Source organism: Pseudoalteromonas sp. SG45-5 (genome assembly GCF_014164085.1).
In the GTDB taxonomy this organism is placed as follows: domain Bacteria; phylum Pseudomonadota; class Gammaproteobacteria; order Enterobacterales; family Alteromonadaceae; genus Pseudoalteromonas; species Pseudoalteromonas aliena.
In genome coordinates this window covers 65390-72338 of the sequence record NZ_JACJEM010000012.1, presented here as the reverse complement: position 1 = coordinate 72338, position 6949 = coordinate 65390, and the positions used below count along the sequence as shown (strand labels likewise).

The 6949-nt window shown below is 43.2% G+C and carries 6 protein-coding genes; all 6 read right to left on the bottom strand.

Annotated features, from left to right (window positions below):
• Positions 1-515 precede the first annotated feature (515 nt).
• The 6 genes from H5119_RS05690 to thiC all read right to left on the bottom strand — a co-directional run bounded on the left by H5119_RS05690 (position 516) and on the right by thiC (position 6932).
• A complete protein-coding gene (locus H5119_RS05690; protein WP_182701541.1) occupies positions 516-1268 on the bottom strand; it encodes a HesA/MoeB/ThiF family protein in 753 nt (250 codons plus the stop codon).
• Positions 1269-1303: 35 nt separating this feature from the next.
• The gene (gene thiE, locus H5119_RS05685; protein ID WP_182701540.1) at positions 1304-2839 is read right to left on the bottom strand and encodes a thiamine phosphate synthase; all 1536 of its coding nucleotides are present in this window, start codon (positions 2837-2839) and stop codon (positions 1304-1306) included.
• Between the two features lie 10 nt (positions 2840-2849).
• Entirely contained in the window at positions 2850-3641 is a 792-nt protein-coding gene (locus H5119_RS05680) for a thiazole synthase (RefSeq protein WP_182701539.1), read from the bottom strand.
• Between the two features lie 5 nt (positions 3642-3646).
• Complete coding sequence (gene thiS, locus H5119_RS05675; RefSeq protein ID WP_182701538.1) at positions 3647-3841, bottom strand: sulfur carrier protein ThiS; 195 nt, start codon at positions 3839-3841, stop codon at positions 3647-3649.
• 19 nt (positions 3842-3860) lie between these two features.
• Positions 3861-4871, bottom strand: coding sequence for an FAD-dependent oxidoreductase (locus tag H5119_RS05670; RefSeq protein ID WP_182701537.1), 1011 nt, complete (start codon positions 4869-4871; stop codon positions 3861-3863).
• Positions 4872-4979: 108 nt separating this feature from the next.
• Positions 4980-6932, bottom strand: coding sequence for a phosphomethylpyrimidine synthase ThiC (thiC, locus tag H5119_RS05665; protein WP_220492788.1), 1953 nt, complete (start codon positions 6930-6932; stop codon positions 4980-4982).
• Between the last annotated feature and the right edge of the window lie 17 nt (positions 6933-6949).

Genomic DNA, 6949 nt, shown 5'->3' with positions numbered 1-6949 from the left:
TTGTAGACGTAAAGCTTGCTCACGTTAAAAGCGTCAGCTTTTGGTTTATATGTAATTGCAGGCTGCATCGTTTATATTTTTATGGGCTTCGCCCATCACGCCAGCAAGCTGTGCGTCTACAAGTCGTTTGATATGTTGTAGACGTAAAGCTTGCTCACGTTAAAAGCGTCAGCTTTTGGTTTATATGTAATTGCAGGCTGCATCGTTTATATTTTTATGGGCTTCGCCCATCACGCCAGCAAGCTGTGCGTCTACAAGTCTGGCGCAGAAGTTTAATGCGTTGTAGACGTAGAGCTTGCTCACGTGAAAAGCGTCAGCTTTTGGTTTATATGTTATTGCAGGCTGCACCGTTTATATTTTTATGGGCTTTGCCCATCACGCCAGCAAGCTGTGCGTCTACAAGTAAATTTAACTACGGCGTCAAATTTTACCGGTAGGCGTAGAGCTTGCTCACGCGAGAAGCGAAGCTTCTAATTACTTAACTTAGAACGGTTATAAACTATCAACTAAAACTTTTACTTCACACCACACTCTTTACACTCTGAATCTTTGACTACTTTGAAATGCTGTTGTTTTAAAGTAAGCGCATCAAAGGTTATAAACACACACCCCTCTGCATGCCCCAGCAATAAATTGAGCGTAAGTTGCGCCTGCATAGAGCCAATTACACCCAGTAGTGGGCTAATTACCCCTGCATTACTGCAATTGATAACGGGTGTAGCTTCGCCCTGTGGAAAAACACAGCCATAACATGGGCTATCACTTTGTCTAAAATCAAAGCCCATTAACTGCCCTTTGGTTGCGAGTGCAGCACCCGAAATTAACGGTATTTTATTAGCAATACAATAACGATTAACGCTATAGCGAGTACTAAAGTTATCAGAGCAATCAAGTACTATGTCAGCCCCTTTTAACATGTTAGTTGCGTTACTCTCATCTAGCTTTTGGCAATGCGTTACTATTTCTATTTGATTATTAAGACTCGCTAATACTTTACCTGCGGCGGCGACCTTGTTTTGCCCTAAGTGACTTATTTTATAAAGCACTTGGCGCTGTAGGTTTGAAAGCTCAACCTCATCATCGTCAATTAAAATAAGCGTTCCAATACCCGCAGCGGCTAAATATAAAAGTGCTGGGCTACCTAAACCACCAGCCCCCACTACTGCAACCGTTGAGGATTTGAGTGCTAACTGCCCTTCAAGCCCAACTTCTTTAAGCAATAAATGGCGGCTGTAACGCAGGGTTTCTTTATCGCTTAGCTCACTCACGTTTATCAGCCTTGTTAGTATTACCCTTGTTAGTTTTAATTGGCACTACTTATGGCCACTTGCAGAGCGCTTATAGCCTCTACGTAATTATCAGCTTCGGTAATCGCACGCACGACGGCAACACTGCCCACGCCTGTTTTAGCTACCTGCTCAGCACGGCTTAAATCAATTCCGCCTATTGCTACTGTTGGGTAGCTTTGCATAAGTGGTACAAGCTTAATGAGCTTTTCAAGACCTTGTATTTGCCCTGTCATGTCTTTTGTGGTGGTTGGATAAATAGCGCCAAATGCCATGTAACTAGGGCGATAATTATGCGCACGCAGCATTTCATAAAAACCATGGGTAGAAAGTCCAAGCCTTAACCCTGCCTCTTTAATTGCCGCTAAATTAGCAATGTCTAAATCCTCTTGCCCTAAATGCACACCATACGCATCATGTTTAATAGCTAGCTGCCAGTAATCGTTTATAAAAACCTGCGCATTGTATTGCTTGCCCAGCTCAACAGCTTGCTTAATGAGCTCATCCAGCTCGTCTTGCGTTTTATTTTTAACGCGTAACTGCGCTGTTTTAATACCTTGTTTTAAGCATTTTTCTAGCCAATCGGTACTATCTACAACCGCATATAAACCCAACGATTTATCTTCACAAGGTGCAAAATCAGCAGCCATATTAAAATCAAGCGGTACATCAAAATCTAGCTCATCACCCAGCCAGCTACCGGGCTCAATCACTTGTGGGTAGTCAGCTAAATTAGTAGGAAACCAGGTCTGAGCAACCGGTCCAATCCCTTCGCCGTAGCGTAACGACTGTTTTAATCCTTGATTTATATATGCTTTAGCTAAAATAAAGGCATCTTTTAATGGGTAGTCTTTAGCTAAACACGCAGCTATTACCGAAGCCATGCTACATCCGGTGCCGTGATTATGCGGTGTTTGTATTTTTTGATTACCAAGCCAGTATTCTTCACCATCTTGCGTAAAATTATTTACACAATAATCAATACAATAGCCACTTGGGTAATCCCAATGCCCGCCTTTAATAACAACGGCTTTCGCGCCCCAGCTTAATAACTTATTAGCCGCTTCTTTTATTGCAGCAGGGCCAATTAAATACACACCGGTTAATAACTGTGTTTCGTGGGTGTTTGGGGTTATTACATCCACTAGCGGCAGTAAACATTCTTTTATTGCACTTACCGTGTCCTCTTCTGTTAGTAAATCGCCGCTTGAGGCAATAGCAACAGGGTCATATACAATAACAGGCGGCGTTGGCCACTTAGCTTTGTAGTGACTTATATGTTCGCTGATCAACTGAATTTGCTGCACATTGGCTAACATGCCAATTTTTATCACCTTGGCTTTCATGTCTTTTTCAAGCGCTAGTAACTGCGATTCAATAATATCGGTAGATACTGCATTAATAGCCTCTACGCCTAAACTATTTTGCGCAGTAAGCGCCGTAATTGCCGTACAACCATGCACACCAAAACTTTGCATTGCTTTTATATCAGCTTGAATACCGGCACCGCCCCCAGAATCAGAACCGGCAATTGTCCACACTACGTTATTCATATTCCTTCCTTCACTGCTGATGCCAAAATGGCATACCCATTGTTGGGGTTGATGGGGCTGCTACGTCTTTTTCCGGCATCGCTTTTGCTTTGTATGCAAAGCGACCTGCTTCTACTGAAGCTTTAAATGCGCGACTCATAGTAATTGGGCAACCCGCCCCTGCAATGGCTGAATTTAATAATACCGCATCATACCCCATTTCGAGTGCTTGGCAGGCATGCGATGGTAAACCTAAACCTGCATCCACTATCAATGTGGTATCGGGTAAGCGCTCTCGAATAGTTTTTAAATTATAACTATTTAACAAGCCTTTACCTGTGCCTATTGGCGCACCCCACGGCATAAGCACCTCACACCCAAGCTCATTTAAGCGCTGGCAAAGTACCAAGTCATCGGTGCAATAAGGCAATACTTTAAAGCCATCGTTAATCAATATTTTTGCGGCTTCAAGTAGCGCAAAAGGATCCGGCTGTAAATTGTAATCATCGCCAATCAGCTCTAGCTTTATCCAATCGGTGGCAAATACCTCTCGGCACATTTTTGCAAGCGTTATGGCCTCTTTAACACTATGGCATCCTGCAGTGTTAGGCAGTATTTTTAAGCCTGTATTTTTTATTAACTGCCAAAAGTCATCACCGGCTGCTGCACTTTGTTGTCGCCTAAGCGACACAGTTACAATTTCAGCCCCAGAGGCAACTATTGACTGGGTCATAATATCGGGCGACGGATAAAGCGCAGAGCCTATTAATAAACGACTCTTTATTTGCTCTCCATAAATAGTTAAACAGTCTTTAGTTTGCATGAGCTTTATCCGCCTTGAATGGGGGACAGTAACTCAACACTGTCGCCTTCATTAAGTACATAGTTACTGTGCTGACTTCGTGGAATAAATTCGCCATTAACAGCCACAGCAAAAGGCGCAACTGCACCAAAATGTTGAAGTACCTCAACGAGCGCTTTGCTATTAACATTAAGTAGCTCGCCATTAATTGTAATGTTCATTTTATTCTCACCTTCACTCTCAATCTATTCGTGAAACTGCTTGCGCCACTAATGCAGGTGCCAACATATAACCATGTCGATACAAGCCGTTAATGCTAATTACATTACCAACTTGTGATACTTCTGGGCGGTTATCGCTAAATGCAGGGCGTAATCCGGTTTGAATACTAAGTAGCCGTGCTTCGGCAAATCCGCTGTGTACGGTATAAGCCGCTGAAAGTAACTCAAGGATTGAGCGCACTGTTGCAGCGCCATTGTCTTGTGACTCTATTTCTGTCGCACCAATTACATATTCACTGTTAGGTTTAGGCGCTATATAAATTGGGTAACGCGGGTGCATTAAACGCACGGGCCTGATTAAACTTACCTCTGGTGCGTATAACCTTGCTACTTCGCCGCGCACACCTCTAAGCGGTTTATCATCTTGAGTATTTTTAGCACCAAGCCCACGGCAATCAATAATGTAATCGAATGGTCGATTGTTTATTTTATTGTCGCTAATGGTTACTCGCTGGTTAAATACAAACTTTACTTTGCGTTTGTTGAGCTGTGCAAAGCTGGCTTTATAAAATGCTTGGTTATCTATTTGCCCCTCGCAGGGTAAAAATAGACCTTGGTTAAAACGCCCTGCAAGTTCGGGTTCAAGCATTGTAATTTGTTGAGCATTTACATGCTCGGCAGTGTGCTCAGCTAGCGGTTTTATACGCTGTGCAAAGCTTTGTAAATCGCCTTTATCCTGCTGGTGCGCAATGACCAATGTGCCTTGCTGCTGAAAAAAAATCTCGCTTTCAAGTTCTGCAATAATGCTAGGCCAACGATTCATTGAATCAAGGCCCATTAAAGCTAAATCAGCCTCGCACAATACCGACTCTGCAAGTGGGGCAAGCATTGCTGCTGCCACTTTACCTGCGCTATTTTGTGTATGCTCATCGTCTGCTTCAAACACCGTTACATTATGCGACTTACTTAGCTCAAGTGCAGCTAACCTACCCGCTAAGCCAAATCCGACAACCGCAATGTTATAAGACATGAAAACCTCCAAAAGCAGCTATTCGTAGGTGCGAATTTACTTCGCACTTCTTCAATTTTTAAAGAAGCGAGGTATAAAACCTCACCTACATCTGCATCTAAACTCTTGCTATACCGCTTTGTGGTAAATTTCTGAGCCTGTTTGCTTAAACTCAGCAGATTTAGCTTTCATTTCGGCTTCTACATCAACCATTTTTATTTCAATAGCGTCGCCAGCGTTATTAGGATCAATACCGCGTGTTTCTAAATCTTTAGCGTAATCTCGTACTTCTTGGCTAATTTTCATAGAGCAAAATTTAGGGCCACACATAGAGCAAAAGTGAGCCACTTTACCTGATTCTTGTGGCAGGGTTTCGTCGTGATATTCGCGAGCACGGTCTGGATCTAAACCTATATTAAATTGGTCATGCCATCTAAATTCAAAGCGTGCTTTTGATAAAGCGTTGTCACGCTCTTGCGCACCTGGGTGACCTTTTGCTAAATCGGCGGCATGCGCTGCAATTTTGTAAGTAATTAAACCCTCTTTAACATCTTCTTTATTTGGCAGACCTAAATGCTCTTTAGGTGTTACATAACAAAGCATTGCACAGCCGTACCATGCTATTTGAGCGGCACCAATACCTGAGGTGATATGGTCATATCCTGGTGCAATATCGGTCGTTAGAGGGCCTAAAGTATAAAAAGGCGCTTCGTCGCAATGCTTTAATTGCTCATCCATATTGGCTTTAATCATGTGCATTGGCACATGCCCTGGGCCTTCTATAAATACTTGTACGTCGTGTTTCCACGCAATTTTAGTCAGTTCACCTAATGTGCGTAGCTCACTAAACTGTGCTTCATCGTTGGCATCAGCAATAGAGCCCGGACGAAGGCCATCACCGAGTGAAAAACACACATCGTATTGTTTTAAAATTTCACAAATATCTTCAAAGTGCGTGTATAAAAAGTTTTCTTTATGATGCGCTAAACACCACTTAGCCATAATTGAGCCACCGCGTGACACAATACCGGTTACACGTTTAGCCGTCATTGGTACATAACGAAGTAGTACACCCGCATGAATAGTAAAGTAATCAACACCCTGCTCAGCTTGCTCAATTAGCGTATCGCGAAAAATTTCCCACGTTAAGTCCTCAGCCACACCGTTTACTTTTTCAAGCGCTTGATAGATTGGTACTGTGCCAATAGGTACAGGCGAGTTACGCACAACCCATTCGCGGGTTTCGTGAATGTAGCGACCCGTTGATAAGTCCATTACGGTGTCTGCTCCCCAGCGGGTAGACCACACCATTTTTTCTACTTCTTCTTCAATAGATGAGCTGACCGATGAGTTACCAATGTTGGCGTTAACTTTTACTAAAAAGTTACGCCCTACAATCATAGGCTCTGTTTCTGGATGGTTTATATTATTTGGTAAAATAGCGCGACCACGGGCTATTTCATCGCGTACAAATTCTGGGGTAATAAATTCAGGAATACTCGCGCCAAACGACTCGCCTTTATGCTGAGCGGCTAATAATTCTTTACGAATTTCTGCACGCCCCATATTTTCGCGAACGGCTACGTATTCCATTTCAGGAGTAATAATCCCTTGGCGCGCGTAGTGCATTTGCGTTACGTTTTTACCTGCGATACCACGGCGAATTTTTGGTAAGTGATCAAAGCGAATATGATCCAACCCTTCATCTGCCATGCGTTGCTGCGAAAATTGCGACGTAACAGATTCTAAAACTTCGGTGTCGCCACGGCTTTCAATCCACTGCTCACGAAATTTTGGTAAGCCTTTGCGCACGTCTAGTTCAAAATTAGGATCGGTATACGGTCCCGACGTATCGTAAACACGTAGCGGATCGTTTGACTCATAAACAGGGTTTTCATCTGTGCCGCCAATAAACGTATCACTTAACGTGATTTCACGCATACCAACGCGCACGCCTGGTTGTGTGCCTTCAACGTATACTTTATGAGAATTAGGGAACGGTTGACCCGTTAAGTTATAAATATATTCAGACGCGGCAGCGCGAGTTTCTCGGCGCGACGCTTTATTTGTAGTGTTTGACATGACTTGCCTCATTGCTT

Coding starts and splice junctions, on each gene's coding strand:
- thiE (WP_182701540.1), bottom strand. CDS start 2,839: ATGAATAACGTAGTGTGGACAATTGCCGGTTCTGATTCTGGGGGCGGT.
- H5119_RS05680 (WP_182701539.1), bottom strand. CDS start 3,641: ATGCAAACTAAAGACTGTTTAACTATTTATGGAGAGCAAATAAAGAGT.
- thiS (WP_182701538.1), bottom strand. CDS start 3,841: ATGAACATTACAATTAATGGCGAGCTACTTAATGTTAATAGCAAAGCG.
- H5119_RS05670 (WP_182701537.1), bottom strand. CDS start 4,871: ATGTCTTATAACATTGCGGTTGTCGGATTTGGCTTAGCGGGTAGGTTA.
- thiC (WP_220492788.1), bottom strand. CDS start 6,932: ATGTCAAACACTACAAATAAAGCGTCGCGCCGAGAAACTCGCGCTGCC.